12 protein-coding genes, 1 pseudogene and 1 CRISPR repeat array (1 of these 14 cut by a window edge) are annotated in these 17,317 nt (G+C 70.4%); of the genes and pseudogenes, 4 read left to right on the forward strand and 9 right to left on the reverse strand.

The annotated features are described in order from the left end of the window. Nucleotides 1–205: a CRISPR direct-repeat array (repeat unit 29 nt; unit sequence GGGATCAGCCCCGCGTGCGCGGGGACCAC) (it extends 800 nt beyond the left edge of the window). Between the two features lie 91 nt (nucleotides 206–296). From cas2e to cas3, 8 genes are all read right to left on the reverse strand, one after another. After that, the gene (gene cas2e / locus IE225_RS14695; RefSeq protein ID WP_190057936.1) at nucleotides 297–659 is read right to left on the reverse strand and encodes a type I-E CRISPR-associated endoribonuclease Cas2e; all 363 of its coding nucleotides are present in this window, start codon (nucleotides 657–659) and stop codon (nucleotides 297–299) included. Beyond that, the gene (gene cas1e, locus IE225_RS14700; protein ID WP_190057937.1) at nucleotides 656–1,636 is read right to left on the reverse strand and encodes a type I-E CRISPR-associated endonuclease Cas1e; all 981 of its coding nucleotides are present in this window, start codon (nucleotides 1,634–1,636) and stop codon (nucleotides 656–658) included. Before cas1e ends, cas2e begins: the two co-directional genes overlap by 4 nt. Next, a complete protein-coding gene (gene cas6e, locus IE225_RS14705; RefSeq protein WP_190057938.1) occupies nucleotides 1,633–2,358 on the reverse strand; it encodes a type I-E CRISPR-associated protein Cas6/Cse3/CasE in 726 nt (241 codons plus the stop codon). Before cas6e ends, cas1e begins: the two co-directional genes overlap by 4 nt. Then, complete coding sequence (cas5e, locus tag IE225_RS14710) at nucleotides 2,358–3,143, reverse strand: type I-E CRISPR-associated protein Cas5/CasD (RefSeq protein ID WP_190057939.1); 786 nt, start codon at nucleotides 3,141–3,143, stop codon at nucleotides 2,358–2,360. The genes cas6e and cas5e overlap by 1 nt, the downstream gene beginning before the upstream one ends. Next, complete coding sequence (gene cas7e, locus IE225_RS14715; RefSeq protein ID WP_190057940.1) at nucleotides 3,140–4,348, reverse strand: type I-E CRISPR-associated protein Cas7/Cse4/CasC; 1,209 nt, start codon at nucleotides 4,346–4,348, stop codon at nucleotides 3,140–3,142. The genes cas5e and cas7e overlap by 4 nt, the downstream gene beginning before the upstream one ends. 91 nt (nucleotides 4,349–4,439) lie before the next feature. Next, entirely contained in the window at nucleotides 4,440–5,282 is an 843-nt protein-coding gene (casB, locus tag IE225_RS14720; protein ID WP_190057941.1) for a type I-E CRISPR-associated protein Cse2/CasB, read from the reverse strand. Further along, nucleotides 5,279–7,105 (reverse strand): type I-E CRISPR-associated protein Cse1/CasA, encoded by a 1,827-nt coding sequence (gene casA / locus IE225_RS14725; RefSeq protein WP_190057942.1) that lies wholly within the window; start codon nucleotides 7,103–7,105, stop codon nucleotides 5,279–5,281. The genes casB and casA overlap by 4 nt, the downstream gene beginning before the upstream one ends. After that, entirely contained in the window at nucleotides 7,098–10,088 is a 2,991-nt protein-coding gene (cas3, locus tag IE225_RS14730) for a CRISPR-associated helicase Cas3' (protein WP_229879556.1), read from the reverse strand. Before cas3 ends, casA begins: the two co-directional genes overlap by 8 nt. A 215-nt stretch (nucleotides 10,089–10,303) precedes the next feature. On the opposite strand from cas3, the pseudogene IE225_RS33160 reads away from it, so the two are divergent. The 4 genes and pseudogenes from IE225_RS33160 to IE225_RS14750 all read left to right on the forward strand — a co-directional run. Continuing rightward, nucleotides 10,304–11,306: pseudogene (locus IE225_RS33160) on the forward strand (IS3 family transposase); the annotation flags it as partial. Nucleotides 11,307–11,431: 125 nt separating this feature from the next. After that, nucleotides 11,432–12,121, forward strand: a complete 690-nt coding sequence (locus IE225_RS14740; RefSeq protein ID WP_190057944.1) for a DUF6882 domain-containing protein — start codon at nucleotides 11,432–11,434, stop codon at nucleotides 12,119–12,121. Between the two features lie 210 nt (nucleotides 12,122–12,331). Continuing rightward, on the forward strand, nucleotides 12,332–12,814 hold the full coding sequence (locus IE225_RS14745; protein ID WP_190057945.1) for a hypothetical protein: 483 nt from the start codon (nucleotides 12,332–12,334) through the stop codon (nucleotides 12,812–12,814). Further along, a complete protein-coding gene (locus IE225_RS14750; protein ID WP_229879558.1) occupies nucleotides 12,811–15,006 on the forward strand; it encodes a tetratricopeptide repeat protein in 2,196 nt (731 codons plus the stop codon). Before IE225_RS14745 ends, IE225_RS14750 begins: the two co-directional genes overlap by 4 nt. Before the next feature lie 12 nt (nucleotides 15,007–15,018). On the opposite strand, the gene IE225_RS14755 is transcribed toward IE225_RS14750, so the two are convergent. After that, nucleotides 15,019–16,818 carry a hypothetical protein gene (locus tag IE225_RS14755; protein WP_190057946.1) on the reverse strand — a complete coding sequence of 600 codons (1,800 nt, stop codon included), beginning with the start codon at nucleotides 16,816–16,818 and terminating at the stop codon, nucleotides 15,019–15,021. Between the last annotated feature and the right edge of the window lie 499 nt (nucleotides 16,819–17,317).

A 17,317-nucleotide genomic window follows, 5' to 3' on the forward strand; every position in this document is an offset into this window, starting at 1 on the left:
GCCCCGCGTGCGCGGGGACCACCGTCGACTGGGGGCAGCTTGACGACGCCGAGCGGGATCAGCCCCGCGTGCGCGGGGACCACTGAAGGCGCCGGCGGCGTCGTGGATGATCACGGGGATCAGCCCCGCGTGCGCGGGGACCACCTGGTCGTCTCGACCCCCCTATTACTTGGACGGGGATCAGCCCCGCGTGCGCGGGGACCACAGGCTGTGACGTGCGGCTTTACTTAGAGGGATACCCAGTTGTACTTCCTTTTAGAGAAACGGGCATAATTCATAAATCGGGTTTCATGCTGTCAAGTGCTCCGGAAACGCCGTCTCTTGGCTGCCTTGCTCCACCCCTGGCGTCCGGGTTCGGGTTGAGGGGTGGTGGGTGCTGGTGTGTGGGGAGAGGGGCGGTGGAGGAGGGTGACGCCTTCGTGGTCGGTGGGGTGCCAGGCGTGTTCGTGGGTGGCGAAGGTGAATCCTTGCTCGTTGTCGGTCTGGTAGGCGAGCAGGGCGCGGCCCTGGCCTCGGTAGCGGCGGACTTCTTCCCAGAGGATGTCGCGTACGCGGGCAGTGGGGGAGCCGAGGAAGACGCCCGGGGATATTTCGAGCAGCCAGCGGGTGAGGAAGCCGCGTAGTCCGGCGGGGCAGTTGGCGAGCACGATGACGGTCACCAGATCGGTTCCTCACTCAAGTGGGGTCCGTTCTCGGTGTCGCCGTAGTTGCGGCCGCCGGCCACGAGTCGGCCGTGGTCGGTCTGGAGTGCGACCTGGTCGGTTGTTTCCTCTGCGTCCCGGCCGTCGTCGTGGTGGGCGAGGAGGAGGTTTTTGATGTCTTGTACGCAGCGGTCGAGGAGGCCCGTTTGGTTGATGCGGTCTCTGAGTGCTCTGCGGGTTCGGGTGGCGACGTCGTCCTCGCCCTGGGTGGCTGCGTCGAAGGCGGCGGGGATGGCGATGTCGGTCTTGTAGAGGTCGGCGATGTCCAGGACGAACGAGCGTTCGTGGCCTGAGTGGACGAAGCCGAGCCCGGGTGAGCAGCCCAGTGCGCACACCACGGCGTGGGCGATGCCGTACATGCACTGGGCGGCCGCGGTGACGGCCTGGTTGGCCGGGTCGCCGGCGGTGAAGTCGCCGTGGTGGTATTCGCGTCGGCGCCAGGGGACACCGGTGCGGGCGGCTTCGCGGCGGTAGCACTCCTTGACCCGGCGGCCCTCCATGTTGAGCAGTTCTTGGCGGGTGCGGGTGGAGGGGTCGTCGTCGGGGAATCGCAGCCGGTACATGGCCCGTGCGACGGCGAGGCGGGTTCGGCGGTTGGCCCAGGCCGTGGCCTGGGCCTCCGCGAGGCGGGAGGAGCGGGTCAGGGCTCGGCCGCCCGCGTAGAAGCGCACGCCTTGCTCGCCGACCCAGAGGACGCCTGCTCCGCATTCGCCGAGTACGGACATGGCCTGGTGGGTCACCCGGGTGCCCGGCCCCAGGAGCAGGGTGCCGATGGTGGCGGACGGGATGTGGGTGACTCCGTCCGCGTCGGTGGCCGTGATGGCGTTGTTCTCGCGGTGGATGGTGCAGCGTTCCAGGTAGATGAAGGAGATCCGGTCGCCGACTCGGGTGAGCTCTCGGGGAGAGGAGGCGGCGCGTTGGCTGACGGTGCTCATGAGGCGCGTGTGGGGGCGAGGGTCATCAGGCCGCAGCCGTAGGCCTTGCCCTTGCCCAGTCCGTGGGTGAGGGTGCGGCGGAAGGCGTCGATGTCGGTGATGCGCAGGCGTCCGTCGAAGGTGACCCGGGTGAGGCGGACGTCATGGCGGGGGGAGCGGCTCTGGTAGCTCTTGCGGAACTGCAGTGGTGTCCGGTTGTGCACGATCACCTGATGTTCGTGGCCGTGTTCCGTCAGCTGCTGCTCCGGTGGTGTGCGGACGATCTCGAAGCCGGCGTGTTCCTGCCGGGCCAGCAGCCAGCCGATCTGGTGGCGGGGGGTGATGTGGGCGGTCCGCTTGGTCTCGGTGCCTGCGGCGTCGCTTTCCTTGCGGATGTGGTGGACGGGGTTGGCGGTGAGCCGGAAGGCCCAGGTGCTGCCTGCGGTGAGGCGGTCGAGGAACTCCTTGTAGGCGAAGGTGGTCCAGCCCGGCTGGTCGAGGTGGGGCCAGCCGGCCTGTTCGACCAGGTGGGTCAGGTCGGGGCGGTCGGGGCTGACGATGAACAGATCGGCGCGGGCGGAGGCGGCCGGGTCCACGCGCCACAGCACCCGTGGGCCCTCGCCGTTGCGGGGCGGGGCGTCGGGGAAGGCCATGTTCACGGCGCCGTGCATGAGGTGGGGGGAGCCGAGGAGTCGGCGGGCGCCGGAGCGGGCGGTGTTGATGCGGAAGCGGGTCAGGTACATCAGCTGGACCTCGGGAGGTTCTCTGCCGGGGTGGTGTCTGCGGGCCCGTCGAGGGGGCGTAGCAGGGTCGTCGGGTCGTGCGGCCCGGGCACGGCGGGTGCTGCGGGGGACGGTGGGGCGACCCGGTCGGTGCGGATGCCGCGCAACTGGTACTGCCGGTGCCGTGGGTCGAAGCTGACCGGTGTGTCGCGCAGGGACAGGTGCGGGAGCTGTCCTGGTGGGCAGTCGATCAGCACCTCCAGGGGCTCCGGGGCGGCCGCAGCGTCGCTCCGGCTCTTTTGGCGCGTCAGCTGCCGCCGGTACCAGGGGGATGCCTGCCACGGTGCGGTGCGCAGGGCCTCCTCCAAGGTGGTGTCCGCCCTCGGCGGGCCCATGTCGAGGGGGCGGGACGGGGGGCAGGAGCGCCGGCCGAGGTAGGGCAGGAAGTGCGGGGCGAGCAGGCCCTGGTGCAGCCGCTGCAGCAGGGCCTGCTCGCCTTCGACGCCGGCGACGAAGACGGCGTCGGCGAGGTAGAAGCGCTCCGACAGTGGCATGGCTTTGCCGGAGTCGGCGTGGTGGGCGGTGTGGAAGTCCCGTAGGCGCAGGCCGGGTTGGTCGATGCGTACGCCGAACCGGAGGGCTGCCAGGTCGGAGAGGTCCGCGGTGCGGGGACGGCCGTCGGCGGCGGCGAGCAGACCGAGCACGCCGCTCTTGGTGGGCGCGTTCTCCGTGGTGCGGCGGGCGAAGCGGGCTGCGGAGCCCCAGGACTGCAGGGGGCCGGCGAGCCGCAGCAGCAGCACCGTCATGCGGCAACTCCGGAGGCGAGTCGCTGGGCGACGGCTTGGCCGACGTCCTGCAGCAGCGCCTTCAGGGAGACCTGCTGGCCCAGTTCGGCCAGCGCTTCGGTTTCGTCGCCCACACGGAAGACCCAGCTGTGGTCCTGGGGGGTTTCGATGCCGTACTGCCTCTCCAGGTCCGGTACGTATGCGGCGAGCCGGCGGCAGCTCTCGCGCAGGTATCCGCCGCCGGGGCCCTGCGGCACCGGCTCCTCGAAGGCGCTCACGAAGCTGACCGGGCGGCGGTCGCGGAGCTTCACGATCACGGCGGAGGGCAGGGTGTGGTTGCCGAAGGTGTTCACTTTCCCGGTCGGCAGGGAGGTGATGAACGCTTCCAGGAACGCCGCGACGGCCTTCTCCACCGGCGCGCTGGGTGCTTCGTCGTCCCGGAGTCCGAGCCCGAGGTTGCGCTGCAACTCGTCGACGTCCACGGCGGCGTAGCGGTAGAGGGTGGCGGAGTTGAAGTCGACGGTGCCGATCATTCCGGCGCCGGATTCCTCGGCGGTGTTCAGGTCGTCGACGGCCGTGTAGTAGTCGGACTCGATGTCCGACTTGTGCACGCTGATGGCGTGCGCCACCTGCGTGGCCGCCTCGACGTTCAGGTCTGCGGAGTCGGCGACCATGCGCCCGAAGAGGGCGATGTCCACCGAGTGCCGGGAGTCGACGGCCTGCCGGGCCGCGGCCTTGTTCTCCTTCTTCTTGAAGTGGTTCTTGAGCGCGTCGACGTCCCCCGTGCCGCCGCCGGCTTCGATCGCCAGCTCGGCCAGGGCGTCCAGCTGGCGCCGGCTGAGGAACATCAGGTACGAGGAGGTGGGGGAGGCGGCCGGTTCGTCGCCGTTCTTCCCCTTCCGCTTCGGCACCTCGATCTTGGTGCCGGTGGCCGCCTGCAGCGTTTCGGCGGCCAACTCGACGGCCACCGGCTGCAGGGAGCCGTCCTTGGCGGTGATCCGCTCGGCCAGGGCCTCGGCGACCTTCTTGGTGCGGACACCGAGTGCCTCGGGAGGCAGCAGGTCGTTGAACGCCTTACGGGTCGCGCGCTTCCAGGCCTGGCTGGAGACCCGTGCGCGGCGTACTCCTCCGTAGTAGGCCGACTTCGGCGTTCCGGTGTCGTCGCGGTTGAGGTTGCTCGGCGGAACGGTCTGGAGAACGTGGATGTCGAGGATGGTGCGGGTCACCGTGGTTCCGTTTCTCTTCAGGGGATGCTGCGCCGGGCAGGGCGCAGGAGAGGAAGTGAGCCGCGGTCGTCTCGCGGCTGGTGGGCGTGGACTACTCGCCGGCGTCGTCGAGTGCTGCGTCCGGCGTCCGGGCAGTGGAAGCAGAGGCGGTTTCTTCCTCGTCGTTCGCCGGCGAGGTCTGGTAGAGGCGGTGGAAGTCACGGCCCCAGGAGCGCCTGACGCCGCCCTGGCTCGTCTCGTCCTGCCAGTGGTAGAGCTGCTCGGCGAGCAGGCCGTAGTCCAGGGGGATGCGGGCGTTGCGCAGCAGCAGCACCATCTCGCGCAGCCGGCGGCTGAGCATGTCGAAGTCCACCGAGGTGCCGATGCGTACGAACCGGGTTCGGATGGGTGAGTTGGCGTCCACTCCCCGGTCGGCTGCCTGGCTGTTGGCCGGCGGGCGGGCCGGTTCGTCCTGCACTCCTGTTTTGCCGTCGGCGAGCCGCCGTACGGCGCGGCCCAGGGACCAGTCGGGAACGTGCATGGGGTGGTCCCGGATGGACTGCTGGTGAAGTGCCCAGAGGGTCACGGCGAGGTGGACCGCGCGCTCCTCGCGCTCTTCCCGCTGCTCCTGCTGGTGCTTGATCTTGTGCGACAGGTATCGGGACGGGTCGCTGCCGTCGTGGTCTTCCTGCCTGCGTTGTTCCCGCAGCCGGGCGAGCTCCTCCAGGTATTCCAGACCCCAGCTGGAGGGTGAGGTGTAGAGGTCGCGGCCGGCCTCCCGGCGCAGCCGGGCGACCGCGGCGACCGCGGCCGCGTCGTCTCGGCGGTAGCCGCTCTGCAGCCGGCTGACGGTCGACAGGGCGACGGAGCGGGGCACGGAGAGACGGCGCGTGTCGTCGCTGTCCTGCTTCGGCGTGGCGGGAGCGGGCTCGGTGTGTGGTGTCGTTGTCGTCATCGTGCGCTCTCCGCGCGGTTGGGGTCGGCGAGTCGAGGGCCCGGCTGGGCCGGTACCGGGACGGTGGTGGGCCGGCTCGGCGGCGGACCCAGGACCTTGTACAGGCGGGCTCTGAACCACTGCTCGGCACGGCCGGTGTCCATCAGCCGGCTGCCCTGTCCGGGGACGTCGATCATGCGTCCTTCGTCCGCGGCGGGGCCTGTGGAGTCGAGCAGTTGCCGGCTGAGCCGTTCGAGGTGCTCGCGGACCGTCTCCCGCCACTGCCGGCGAGCCGTCTCCAGGTCCGGGAAGGCCAGCAGGTCCTTCAGCCATGCCCGGTAGGGGCCGTCCAGGGCACCGAAGCCCAGGTCGCGGGCGGCGGCGACGGGAGTCGTCGGGTCGCTCCCGGCGGCGCGCGCCAGGTTCCCGGCGAGCTGGCCCAGGGCGCCCACGGCCAGCTCGGCGTCGCTGACCGCGTCGACGGCGGCGGCGCCGTACACCGGGTCCGCCTCGTGCAGGGTGATCACAGGCAGGATCACCGAGTCGTCCACGATCTCGTCGATCACGGACTGCTGCGTGCCGTAGACCGCACCGACCAGGTGCAGCCTGACCAGGGTTCCGGGAGGGAGCTCACTGGTCGTGATCACTTGTGTGAACCAGCGGGTGATGCCGGATCGCAGAATCCGGTCGGGCTCGCCCCGTTTGCCGTCGTCCGCCACCTGCCTGCGGGCCGGAAGCAGGGAGCCCAGCCCGCGCCAGGCCGCCCTGCTCGGGTCGTGCCGCAGCGGCGTGTACACCGGGCTGCGTCCCTGCTTCTTCTCCTGTGCCTCGCTGCGCCGCCAGCTCGACATCGGCTCCAGCTTCCACGGCGCCGCCAGGGTCAGCGGGTCGCCGTAGCCGAGCACCACCCCGGTGACCGCGCCGTCCTCGGTGTGCAGGCGGATTCTGCGGGACTGCCAGGTGTACAGGTCGCGAAGGCCTGCGGGCCGGGCCGGGCCGCCGGCGCCGTCGCGCTCCCCGGGGCCCAGCGGGGCGGGGCGCCGCCAGACCGGCATGTCCTCCCCGGCGGAGGTGTCCCAGTCCGCCCCCGTCTCCTCCAGGGCGATGAGGTTGAGCAGCAGGGTCTCGCGCAGCGTCGCCCCTTCGGCGAAGACGCCGCCGAGGTTGCCCAGAGAGCCCACCCCCAGCGGGTAGACCTTGCCGGCCTTTCCTCGCTTGTCGCCGACCATGGCGGGCTTGATGCCGGAGGTGTCGTAGGCGTGGGTGTGTACGAGCCACCGGGCGGCCTCCGCATACGACAGCGTCTCGACGCCGGGCCGCCGCATGGCGAAGAAGGGCTCCCCCACCGGCACGTCCGCAACGATCCGGGCGAGCGGCGCGACCTCTCCCTTGTCCGTGCGCAGGCCGGCGACCTGATAGAACGGCCGCTCGGGATGGAAGAGATCGAACCGGTCCCGGTGACGTGCCAGGTAGTCGGCCACCGGCGCGAACGGCCGGGGCGACACCCACAGGTCTTCCCAGTCCTCGACCTCGGCCGGACCGTCCAACGCGTCATACAAGATCGCCAGCAGCAGCCGCAGCAAGGCGATCTCCTGCGTGGGGACGTCCCCCACCAGCCGCCGCAGCGAATCCGCCTGTTCGAACAGGCCGAGGAGGGAGACCTCCTCCACCGCCCCGTCCGCCTGCTGCACCGGCAACCACGGCATGGCCACCAGGTCGAAGGACGGTCGTCCGCCCGGCCCGGAACCGCGTGCGCTCACCACGCCGGCCTCGACAGATGCCGCACGGCTCGCGAGAGCAGCACCGGCACTGGCTTTGGCCGCGTGCTCATCCTGTTCACTCATACCCCCCCTCTTGGACTTCGTTGTCCTCCGGCGGCGCCTGCGCGCCCCCCGTCGCACCACCCCTGGCCGCGGGCACGCCAGGGGCCGTCACCCGCAGGCCGTCGGCACGGCTGTAGGTGAGCTGAAAGCCTGCCAGACGGCACTGACAATCGGCGTCGAGCACGAGGATCAACTCGCCTGCCAGCCAAGGGCAGTCCTTTGCCTGCCAGGCGGGAACCATGAATTGCTCCAGCTCGGCGATTGTCCTGTCGATCAACCACGGCGAGCTGAAACGCCCCGGCAGAGTGAGCGCGCTCGCGGCCACCGCCTCGGCGGCGCGCCGGGACGGAGTGAAGTCGGTCGGCAACTCCAGTCCGCCCCGACCCCCCTCGCGGCCGTCGTCCAGCCACGGCACCGTGGTCAGCCGGCCGTCGGCCTGCCGCTGAACGACCAGCACCTCGAGCGTCTCCGTGCTGTCGCGCACCTGGGCACGTCCCGCACGGGTGTCGTCCACATCGCCGGCGGCGGCCTCCAACCACCCGTACACCGGCCGCCCCGGCCGCCCGACCGGATCGAGGAGGAAACTCCCCGCCTTCTCCCGCTTCTCGGCGAGCAGTTCCTCGTGCGCATCCCGCAGCTCGCTCAGCCTCTGCGCCCACGTCTGCGGACCGACGGGCTGCTCGCCGTAGGCCGTCTGCACCAGCGGGCTGATGCCGCCCGGCAGCTCCAGAGCCGCGCCGTCGAGATACGGCTCCAGCACGGCGATGGAGCGCAGCAGGACGTACTCGCTCCGGTACACCGCGCATGTCCCCTTGACCGGCTGCGGAGGCGCCGCGGACCAGTCCACTCCGGTGATCAGGCAGCGCGGTCGGGCCAGGCGCCGAGGCCGGGAGCGCCGGTGCCGGTGCAGCCGTCCCATCCTCTGCAGCACCAGGTCCACCGGAGCCAGATCCGTCACCAGCAGATCGAAATCGATGTCGAGCGACTGCTCCGCCACCTGGCTGGCCACGACCACATGACGGGCGGGACGCTCCCGCCCGTCCGGACCGAACCGCCGCAGCAGCCCGGCGTCCTTCGCCGCCCGGTCCGCGGCGAGGAAGCGTGAGTGCACCACCGTGACCGCGTCCTCGCCCAGGCGCTGCCGCAGCACGTCCGCGGTCTGCAGGACCCGGTCCACGGTGTTGCGTACGACCAGTGCGCAGCCGCCGTCGGCCAGCTCCCGCTCGAGGCGGCCGGCCAACACCTCCAGGTCGTCGTCCAGCCGCTCCAGCACCACCCGCGTTTGCCGGCCGGAGGCAGCCGACGGCCGCGCCGAAAGAACCGGCCGGCCCGGACAGGCGGCGGTGATCAGGGGATAGGAGTCGGCACCCGTCTCCACGCCGTCCGCCGCCGAACCGGCGTAGGCGGCCACCAGCGCGCGCCGCCGTTCCTGCGGCAGGGTGGCCGACAGCAGCACCACCGGAACCCGGTACGCCGCCAGCCACTCCAGCACGCGGTCCAGGTAGCGCCCCATGTAGGCGTCGTAGGCGTGCACCTCGTCGATCACCACGACCTTGCCCGCCACCGCCAGATGCCGCAGAGCCAGATGGCGGCTCTTCAACCCGGCGAACAACACCTGGTCGATGGTCGCCACCCCGAACGACGCCAGCAACTGCTTCTTGTGCCCGCGCAACCACTGGTGCGCATGCAGGACGGAAGGCTTGGCATCCGCCTCACCCGGCTGATGCCGCTCGTCCGGATCGACACCGAGGATGGACGGCTGCCTCCGGCGCAAGAGGCCTGCCCACACCCTGTTGAGCGCCGCCTTGGCGTGGGCCAGAACGACCGTACGCCGACGGTCCTCCCCCTCCACCGCGCCGCCAGGGAGTCGTTCCAACCATTCCAGCAGACGAGGGAACATGGCGTCCCCCGTTGCGCGCGTGGGCAAAGCCACCAGCACCCCGCCGGCACCGGACCGCGCCGCCAGAACCTCCGCGGCGGCCAGCGCCGCCTCGGTCTTCCCCTCGCCCATGGGGGCCTCGATCACCAGCAGCCCCGGCTCGGGCATGGAACGCGCCACCTGCACGGCCTCGGACTGAACCGGCCGGATCGCCGCGCCCTTGAGCCTGGGAAAGCGCCGCGCGAACAACTCGGTGGTGGAGTATCGGGGTTCCTCGGGACTCCACGGCTTCGGCAGATCCAGCTCGTCCCAGGCGGCACGGAGCCTGCGCTGCTCGCCCACCGGCCCCGACGGCTGCCAACTCTCCGGATCGTAGGGAAACAACTCGGGCGCGCTGGCGATCCAGTCCGCGAGGATCACCACCGCCGTCAGCACCACCTGCACCGTCTGCGGCAGCCGAACCTGCCCCCACTCCGGCAGCCTGCTCCTGGCCCCGGTCGCCTGGGCACAGGCATCCATCAGCTCGTACTGGACCTGACGCCACACGCTCTCACTCGGCCCCGGATGCCGCAGCAAGTGCGGACGCAACTGCAGGTCGTGAATCTGCTGATGATCGGGCGGCACCCCGTGATGACCACCCGAAACGACCGCGAACTGCCCGGACGCACGGCCACGCAGACCGAAGCGTTCCGCCATCCACTCCTGCAGCAGCAACTGCCCGGCCAGCCCGTGCGGAGCCAGCCGCCGGTCCTGGCCGTACTCACGAACCAAGGGCATGTCGAGGCCAACGTCCCTCATCACCCCGGCCAGGGACTCCACTTGACACGCGAAGGCAGGCGTGGCCTTCCCCGCGTCATGGACGGCAGCCAGAAAACGCACGAGGACGTACGCGTCCGCCTCACCACCAGGCAGGACCTCACTCACCAACGCCCGAACCGACCGAGGCAGCCAGTGCTCCCACAGCAGCCCGGCAACGGCCCCGCTGTCCGCCATGTGGCGCCACAACGGAAGCCAACTGTCCGTCTTCCGCTCGTGCTTCGCCCACACCTGACGCGCTGCTACCGACAACTGGTCGAGCGGCAGCAGAACGTGTTCCAAACGTGGACTCATGCGCTCATCAGACATGCTTGCCCTCTTTCTGCGCAGACAAAGCGACAAAAGAGCCCTGACCTGCGGGATGCCGTGGTAATGGGCCGACGGCGCGAGCGGCATGGAGAACTGCGGAACGCTCGGTGCGGGCTGGGGATCAGGCCCGCGTGCGCGGGGACGGGGCCTCCCCCTGAGTGGTGGACACGCTGATACTGGATCTGCTTGATCCGGAGGAAGTGAGAACACCGCCGATGGCGATGAAGGACTACTCGGGCGAGTTCAAGGCCGATGCCGTGGCCCTGTACGAGTCCGCGCCCGGGCGGCCTGCAAGAGCATCGCTGCTGACCTGGGTATTAACGAGGCGACGCTGCGTGAGTGGGTGCTGCGGGGCCGGGAGCGTCGCGGGGTCACCCCCGCGGCCGCTCGGTCGGGTGGGGCAGCGCCGGCCCGGGCAGGACGGCCGGCACCGTCCGCCGGCCCGGACGAGCGGATCCGGCAGCTGGAGGCCCGGGTGGCCGGGCTTGAGGCGAGCGAGCGGACGCCGGCCACCGAGCGGGACATCCTGCGCAAGGCGGCCGAGTATTTCGCCGGGGAGACGAATTGGTGAACCGCTTCCAGTTCGTCCACGACCACCGGGACGCCTTTGGTGTGAAGCGGTTGTGCCAGGTGCTGGGCGTGAACCGGTCCGGCTGCTACAGGTGGCGGGACGGGGCCGAGGCGCGGATCGCGCGGCTGGCCGCCGACCGGGCCCTGGCCGAACAGATCCGCGCCGTCCACGCCGACTCCGGCGGTGCCTGCGGCTCTTTGCGGATCACCGCCGAGCTCCGCGCCGACGGTCGGAAGATCAACGGGAAACGGGTGGCCCGCGTGATGCGCGAGTTCTCCATCCAGGGCGTACGCCTGCGCGGACGGGTCCGCACCACGATCCCCGAGCCGTCGGCGACGCCGGTCCCGGACCTGTTCCAGCGGGACTTCACCGCCCCGGCGCCCAAAGTCAAGTACCTGGGCGACATCACCCATCTCCCCACCGGAAACGGACAGTTCCTCTGTCTGGCCACTGTCCTGGACTGCTTCAGCCGCCGGGTGGTCGGCTGGTCCCTCGCCGCCCACATGCGCACCGAACTCGTCGCCGACGCCCTACGGATGGCAGCCGCCACCCGCGGCGGTCTGAGCGGCGCGGTCTTCCACCCCGATCACGGTGCCCAGTACACATCGCGTGAATTCGCCGCTCTGTGCGGCGAGTTGGGAGTCACCCTGGTCATCACCCGACGTGACAGCCAGTCAGTCCACTCGGGAGGACACACCGCTCAAGTTCGAAGACCCGAATATCTCGCGCAGGGCCTCGAAGCGGTCGCCGCAGAAGTTCATAGAGTTGGATCATGGCGAGTGAATTCAGCGAGGACTTCCTCTGCGAGGCCGAGCGGCATGCCGCATGGGGCGCCGCCCAATGGGAGACTCTGACCGCGTTTCTGCCCGAGGGGCCCTGGACCGCCGACCTGGAAGCCTGCCGCTACCGGCAGGGCGACCTGGAACTGCGCGTGGGTGTGCTGGGGACGTACGACCTCTCGGAGCAGTCCTGGATGTGGGGGTGGGCGAACCCGGGGCTGCGGGGCACAGAGGTGGTCTCCCTGGCCGCCACCGTCGAGCGGTACGGGCGGGCGCGCGGTATCACCGAACTGACCGAGGAGATTCTGGACCTGTCCGGTTTCCCTGATCCGCGCCGGGCCGCCGAGACGCTCGCCTTCACCGGAATGGGGATGGCCGAGGCACCCGGATACATCGGCGCCCCGGCGGGACCGGCTACTCAGGTGTACTTCCTGCCTGATGACCCCCAGGTGCCGCGCACCGGCCTGGACGCGGTCGCCCTGCCGCGGACGCTGCTCACCGGCGCGCAGCTGATCGGGCATTCGGCTCGGCACGTCGTCAGCGGGTACTTCGACCACCACGGCGTCCCGCACCGTATGGAGGGTGACCGGATCGTCGCCGAACTGCCCGGCGGCGGGGTGGTCGAGGTCACCTTCGACGCGGCCGGGCGGATCGTGGGAGTGGAAGCCGGGATCCGCCCTTGAGCCGGAGGCCACGGGCCGCGGCCGGTGGTCCCCGCCCGCGCGGGGGTAGTCCCGACCGGACCATGGAGGCGGGTCCCGATCGGGTGGTTCCCGCCCGCGCGGGGGTAGTCCCAAAACGCGTTCGAAGAGGCGGGAATGTTCTGTGCCGTTGCGTTCCCGGCAGGGTAGAAAGGGGGACTGTGCACGTGAGGGGCACGTAAGGGGGTTGTGATGGAAGCGGAGTTGGCGGCGCTGGCGGCATCGGGCGCATCGACCATGGTTACGCTGATGGTGTCCGACGCCTGGGAGCAGGTGAGGGCTCGCGTGGTTCGCCTGTTCGCGCGCGGCGGTGACGAGGCGGCGGTCGAGGGGGAGCTGCGGGGAGCGCGAAGTGAGCTGCTGGCGGCTCATGACGCGGGAGACGTGGACGCGGCTGGTGACGTCGAGGAGGAGTGGCGTCTGCGCCTGCGCCGGGTCCTGCGGGCCGATCCCATGGCGGCGCGGGAGTTGAGGCGGCTGCTGGACGAGCTGGACGAGCTCGGATCGCAGGGCGCGGATCAGCCGGTCGTCTCGGTCCGCAACACCATCACCGGAGCCACGGTCAACGGTCCTGTCTTTCAAGGACAGCAGTTCTCCCACCTGACGTTCACCAGCGCACCGCCCCGCTCCTCCGGTGCACCGCCCCGCTCCTCCGACACCCCTGCGGCGGAATGACAGACAATACGGACAACCAGGCGGACGAGCCGCTCAAAGCCCTGGCGCCCGTCAGTCATGGCAACGACCTCTCGGGAGTGGTGTACGGGCCCAGCGTGCAGGCCCACCAGATCCACGGTGGCATCACCTTCCAGGTCCAGCCGCCGCCCGCCCCAGGACCCGACGTCCGGCCGGACGAAGTTCCGCCGGTGCTCTTCGACTTCATCAACCGCACCGAGGAACTGGCACGGCTGAACGCCCTGTTCGGCGACCACAGCGAAGCCTCCGCCAGGCGGGTCGGTCTCGGACTGGTCTACGGGCTGCGCGGTGTCGGCAAGACCTCGATGATCAGCTACTGGGCGGAACACGGACGGCGCCTGTTCCCGGACGGCCAGATCTACGTCGACTTCGACACCCTGGGCGGCCGGTCCGGTGGAGGAGACGTCTCCGAGGCCGCGCGGCACTGCCTGCGAGCCCTCGGTGTCGGCGAGCCGGCCATTCCGTCCTCGCTGGAGGAGCGTGTGGCGATGTTCCGCTCCTGCTCGGCGCGGCGGCGGTTACTGGTGGTGCTCGACAACGTGAGGCACCCCGGCCAGGTCAGGGCGCTCCTTCCCAAAGGGCCCGGCAGCGTGCTGCTGGCCACCAGTCATGCCCGGCTGGGAGAACTGATCATGCTGGGCGCCAAGTTGCTGGAGCTTCCGCCCTTCGACAGGGCCAGCGGGCTGCGCCTGCTCGCCGCATGGTGCGGCGAAGAGCAGATCCACACGGACCGGTCGGCTGCCGAGCGCGTCGTCGACCTGTGCTGCGGCCTGCCCGAGGCCCTGAGCGTACTGGCGGCACGTCTGCAGACGACGCCGGGGCTGACCGTGACACGACTGGCGGACGAACTGGCGGACGAGACGCGTCGGCTCGCCGGGATGTCCCTGGGGGAGGAGCATTCGGTGTCCGCCGTATTCGACCTCACGTACCGCGAACTGCCGCCGGACGCCGCCCGTATGTACCGCCTGGCGGCATGGATCCCCGGGCGCGCCTTCGACACTGGCACGGCCGCAGCGGCCGCCGGCCTCGCACCCGGGACGGCCCAAGCTCTGCTGCGCACGCTGGAGAAGACCCGTCTCCTCGACAAAGCGATGCCCGACGGCCGTTACCGCTTCCACGATCTCGTACGCCTGCACGCGCGGCAACGGGCCGAGGAGGAGGAACCGGACGGCGCACGGCAGGGCGTGATCCACCGTGTGGTCAGGCACTACCTCGCGCTCACTGCTTTCGCCGACCGCGCTGTGCGACAGGACCGGCTGCGCATCGCCGACCTGACCGACCTGCTGCGCGGTGCGGCGGATCCCTTCGCCTCCGTCGGCGGCCCGGCCCCACTGGACTGGCTGGAGGCCGAGCACCGCACCCTCCTCGACGTGCTGCGCGCGGCATGGGAGGCCGGTCTCGCCACCGAAGTGTGGCAGCTGGCCGAGGCGTTCACCGTTCTCTTCCTCCACCACCGGCATCTCGCCATCTGGCGGGAGTCCCTGGAACTGGGAGCGCGGGCGGCGGCACGGTGCGTGGAACCCGCGGCCGAGGGCCGGCTGCGCAGCCTGCTGTCACGACCGCTGATGGACCTGGGGGAGTTCGACACCGCTCGTGCGGAGCTGGAGCGTGCCGCGGCCTGCGCCGAGGTCTCGGGCCACCTCGTGCTGCAGGCATCGGTGCAGGAGTTCCTCGGCCGGTACTGGGAACACTGCGACATCGACCGGGCGATCGCCTCCTACCAGCGGTCCGTCGAACTCAACATCGAGGCCGGTGAGCGGCGTGGTGCTGCCATCGCCGCCTACTTCCTCGGATGCGCCCAGGACGCCCGCGGCGACCATGCCGCAGCGCTGGACACTCTGCTGCAGGCCCGCCGCAGGCTGCTGGCCGTCGCGGACGCGAGGATGGCGGCACGGGCCACACTCGCCATCGGCGTCGCCTACGACCATCTCGGCCGTCCGGCTGAGGCGATCGACGCCCTGAGCGAAGCGGCCGAGATGCTCAGGGCGCAAAAGGCCGCGCACTACGAGGCACAAGCCCTCCTCGCCCTGGCGGACATCGAGGAACGGACGGGAGCGGAACGAGCAGCGGTACGCGCCCACTTGACACGCGCCTGGGAGATCTACACGCAGGAGGGCAATCCGGCCGCGGACCGGGTGCGGGAGCGTTTGGACGGCCGGTACGGGACCGAATGAGACCCGGCGGTCTCATTCGGCATCCGCAGTCAGCCGCCCGGAACTGGAACTGGGACTGGGACTGGAACTGGGACTGGGACTGGGACGGATGATGACCTCGCCCTCCTCCAGATGCCCGAGGCGCAGCGTGACGGCACCAACCAGCGGCCGGCCCGCGCGCAGTCTGGTGTAGACGGCCGCCGCCAGCAGGCAGGGGTCGGTGAAGTGCCCGGTACCCACCGCCTCCACGACACGGCCGTCGCGCAGTCCCACAAGGCCGCCCCCGTCGGGGAGGGACACGGCGGCGAGAAGACTTCCCGGGAACCTGGCCAGCGTGTCGTGAACCCAACTCTGCGCGGAGACGACCGTCCGTATCGGCCTGCGACGGACGATCACCGACGCGCTCTCGATCAGGTGGGCGTCCCGCTCCTCCTCGTCGCAGGCGAGATGGACGAAGGTGCCCGGTGCCTCCCGCGCGGTCGGGCACACCGCCGCGGGGAAACGGCACAGGGAAATGATCGCGTCCTCCGCGACGTCGGCGCCTGGTGGCCGTGGCCGTGGCCGTGGCCGTGGCCGTGCCGGTGGTTCTCCCGTCTCGACCGAGGTGACCACGAGCCAGGAAGTGACCTGTTGTGGTCGTCGTTCGAACCGCTGGGGCGGCAACGCCCGCGGTGGTGCGGCCGGCGGCTCCGGAAGCCGCAGCAAGCGGTACAGCACCGTGCGGAGCCGAGGCAGAGCCTGCCCCGGCTCCGCGAACGCCTGTTCACGGATGTCAACGTACCGGTCGGGCACGTGGGAGCGGACGGCCGCCTCGATCTGGTCGCGCAGTCCGCCGCGCGGATCGAGGCGTGGTGCGGCGTCTCCGAGGGCGGCGATGGCCGTGCCCGGTACGGCGTCGGTACCGAACGCCGCAAGGAGAACGGGCTTGCCCAAAGCCGCCCCGTACAAAGTCACGGAACCGTGGTCGCCGACGACCACCGAGGCCGCGGCCAGTACCGGCCGCCAGGCGTGCACCGGCGGAACCAGCAACAGCCCGGCTTCGAGCGCCGCCGCCTGAAGCGTGCGGATCTGCCAAGAGCCGTGTGCCGCCCAGACATTGGGATGAATGATCGCTGCCACGCGGTACTCGTCGTACGGCAACTCGGCCAGCAGGCGCTCCGCGATGTCAGGAGTTCGGCCCAGCAACGATGTGGGCCCCCACGTCGAACTGAGAACCACCAACTGCTGCCCGTCGGCGACGCCCAGCGCGCGCCGATAGGATTCCATGTGCTCGAGACCGGCCCGCAGTTCGTCAAAGCAGGGATCCCCCACCAGCAACGTACGGCCGGCGGTCTTCGGGTGCGCAAGGAGCAGCTGTCCCTCCTGGTCCGGGTGGGAGAGAGCCAACCAGGCACGCCCCGTCTCCAGCAGGGAATCGGGCACGACTCCCGACAGCCGCTGGCGCGAAGAGCGGGAGTCGGGCACGAACTTGTGGAAGCCGACGCCGTGCGGCAGGACCAGCACCGGGCACCCGTTTTCCGGCACGTCGATGTTCTCACTGGCCGTCAGGATCAGGTCCGGGGAGATGCTGCCCAGCTGACTCCAGGGCATGACCCGGCATCCGGCATCGTGCAGGAGATCCAGAACACCGTCGTTGAAGGCGGATGTGGGATCGTAGGCGAAGACGACGGTCACCCGCCGGTCGCCGCGTACCAGTGCGGGCAGACATTCCAGAACACGTGCCGTGGAAGTGACCGTACGCGCGGCGACGACCAGCGTCCTCTCCCCATGAAACGTGCTCCAGCGCTCGGCATCTTGACCGACGGGAACCCGAAGGGGCCGGCTACCGTTCACGGCCGCCCCAGCACAACAGCTCGCAATGGCCGCCTAGCTCGCGGCTCGCGGCTCGCGGCTCGCGGCTCGCGGCTCGCGGCTCGCGGCTCGCGGCTCGCGGCTCGCGGCTCGCGGCTCGCGGCTCGCGGCTCGCGGCTCGCGGCTCGCGGCTCGCGGCTCGCGGCTCGCGGCCACCGTCGATTAGCACATCCCACTTCGCTGTGCAACCTCTCACTCTTTCATCGGCCAGCGAATCGTCCGAGACGTCGTGCTTGCTCGCAGATGTGCCTGGGGGACACACCCGGTTGATCGTATCGCCGAAAGAGTGGGAGAAGGTCAGTCCACCAACGATCGGCTGTGTGGGTCCTTGGGACTGCTGCCTGGCCGCGTCCAGCGGAAACGTACTGCGTACCGTGCGGATCATCGGTGCCGATGCCGTCGTCGACTGCCGCGAAACCCTCCGCCAAGCCCTCGGTGACCGACATGGTGACGGCAGGAGCGAAGCGCGCCGTTCGGATCA

Origin of the sequence: Streptomyces echinoruber, from assembly GCF_014651135.1 — a bacterium.
GTDB classification, from domain to species: Bacteria; Actinomycetota; Actinomycetes; order Streptomycetales; family Streptomycetaceae; genus Streptomyces; species Streptomyces echinoruber.

Coding starts and splice junctions, on each gene's coding strand:
- cas1e (WP_190057937.1), bottom strand. CDS start 1,636: ATGAGCACCGTCAGCCAACGCGCCGCCTCCTCTCCCCGAGAGCTCACC.
- cas6e (WP_190057938.1), bottom strand. CDS start 2,358: ATGTACCTGACCCGCTTCCGCATCAACACCGCCCGCTCCGGCGCCCGC.
- cas5e (WP_190057939.1), bottom strand. CDS start 3,143: ATGACGGTGCTGCTGCTGCGGCTCGCCGGCCCCCTGCAGTCCTGGGGC.
- casB (WP_190057941.1), bottom strand. CDS start 5,282: ATGACGACAACGACACCACACACCGAGCCCGCTCCCGCCACGCCGAAG.
- casA (WP_190057942.1), bottom strand. CDS start 7,105: ATGAGTGAACAGGATGAGCACGCGGCCAAAGCCAGTGCCGGTGCTGCT.
- cas3 (WP_229879556.1), bottom strand. CDS start 10,088: ATGTCTGATGAGCGCATGAGTCCACGTTTGGAACACGTTCTGCTGCCG.
- IE225_RS14740 (WP_190057944.1), top strand. CDS start 11,432: ATGGCGAGTGAATTCAGCGAGGACTTCCTCTGCGAGGCCGAGCGGCAT.
- IE225_RS14745 (WP_190057945.1), top strand. CDS start 12,332: ATGGAAGCGGAGTTGGCGGCGCTGGCGGCATCGGGCGCATCGACCATG.
- IE225_RS14750 (WP_229879558.1), top strand. CDS start 12,811: ATGACAGACAATACGGACAACCAGGCGGACGAGCCGCTCAAAGCCCTG.